This window comes from Cyclobacterium plantarum (assembly GCF_011290685.1).
Classification (GTDB): Bacteria; Bacteroidota; Bacteroidia; order Cytophagales; family Cyclobacteriaceae; genus Cyclobacterium; species Cyclobacterium plantarum.
Genome location: NZ_JAANYN010000026.1, coordinates 1 through 1,786, shown reverse-complemented (window position 1 = coordinate 1,786; position 1,786 = coordinate 1). Strand labels below are relative to the sequence as shown.

Annotated in this window: 2 protein-coding genes; both read left to right on the top strand. The window is 55.7% G+C overall.

What is annotated here, in order from left to right:
- Positions 1-318 (top strand): DUF1501 domain-containing protein (locus tag G9Q97_RS24615; protein WP_166151930.1); only part of this gene is annotated, 318 nt, incomplete at its 5' end.
- Between the two features lie 38 nt (positions 319-356).
- The coding region (locus tag G9Q97_RS24610) for a c-type cytochrome domain-containing protein (RefSeq protein ID WP_166151928.1) at positions 357-1,786 on the top strand (1,430 nt) is incomplete at its 3' end.

The following is a 1,786-nucleotide window of genomic DNA, read 5'->3' as shown; positions in this document are numbered from 1 at the left end:
GTCATCTGGGGCGGGGAGTTTGGACGTACCAATTACTGCCAGGGAAGGTTCTCGGCCGAAAATTACGGCAGGGACCACCACCCCAGGGCCTTTTCCATATGGATGGCCGGCGGCGGCGTGAAACCGGGCATCACCTACGGGGAAACGGACGAATTCGGCTACAATATCGTCAAAGACCCCGTCCATGTCCATGATTTTCACGCCACCATGCTGCACCTGCTGGGCGTGGACCATGAAAAACTGACCTTCAGGCACCAGGGCAGAAGATACCGGCTCACCGACGTGGCCGGCAACCTGGTCAAGGACATCATGGCCTGACCCTTGTAATTCTTGGTAAACCCCCTATTCGCTCTTTTATGTTATCATCCAAACTGAAGGCCATACTGGGCCAGGTCCTATTTGCCGTCAACGTATTTGTATTGTTTCTGGTGGTGGCGGAAAACCGGGTCCTGATCCCCGACTGGCTGCATGTATTCGGGAGAATGCATCCCCTGCTCCTGCATTTTCCCATTGTCATCATTTTATTGGCCCTGCTGCTGGTCGCCATTCCTGACTTGTTGAAAAATAAAGAGGACAGCCACTTGTACGGCACTGACCTTTTGCTCTTGGGCACCCTTACCGCAGGCTTTACCGTTATCGCCGGCCTGCTGCTGTCCCATGAGTCGGGATACGCACAGGAAGCCCTGGTCTGGCACAAATGGACCGGTCTGGGAGTATTCTGGACCGCCTCCCTGCTCTACTACTTTTTGGACAGCCAAAGGCAGCTGCTCATCAAGGCCGGCTCGGCTTTTCTGGCCCTGGCCGTTGTAGTTTCCGGGCATCTGGGGGCCTCCATTACCCACGGAGACAATTTCATCACTGCCCCCCTGCAGCAAGACAATGCGGTCACGGTGAGCCTGGAAGAAGCAGAAGTATTTGCCCATGTGGTCTATCCCATCCTTGAAAACAAATGTGTAGGCTGCCACAAGGCCTCCAAGCAGAAAGGCGAACTCAGGATGGACAGCCCCGAAAACCTGCTGAAAGGCGGGGAATCAGGGCCTGCCCTGGTGCCCCATGATCTGGAAAACAGCCTCATGGCCCAGCGGATCAACCTGCCCGAAGAAAACGAAGAACACATGCCCCCGGAGGGCAAGCCCCAGCTTACCGACGGGGAAAAAGCCATCCTGGAAGCATGGATCAGCAGCGGTGCCATTATGGACAAGAAGGTCCTGGAGCTTCCGGACAGCAGCTCCATTTACAGCCTGGCGGTCGATAAGTTTACGGCTGCCCCCAAAAGCTATGACTTTAAAAAGGTTTCCGATGAAACCGTAGAGGAGCTCAACAATTTTTACCGCAAGGTGCAGCCCCTGGGCCTGGAATCCCCGGCACTCTCGGTCAGCTACTTCGGCAGGGCCAGTTTTGACCCCGAATCCTTAAAAGACCTTGGCCCGGTACACCAGCAGACCGTGTCCATCAACCTGAACAACATGCCCGTGGGGGATGCCGACCTGGAATCCCTGGCCCCTTTTGCCAACCTGGAGAAACTGTACCTTAATTTTGCCTCCATCAAAGGGGATGGGCTGCAACACCTGACAGCCCTTGAAAACCTGAGCCTGCTCTCCCTTTCCGGCAATCCGCTGGATGAAACCGCCGTGGAGCACCTTTCGGAAATGGATCAGCTCAAAAAGCTCTTTGTCTGGAACACCAATCTTTCCGGGGAATCCCTGGAAGAGTTGAAGGCGGCCCTGCCGGGGACCGCCGTTGAGACCGGCACCCAGGTCAGTGGAGAGGTGTTGATGCTCAACCC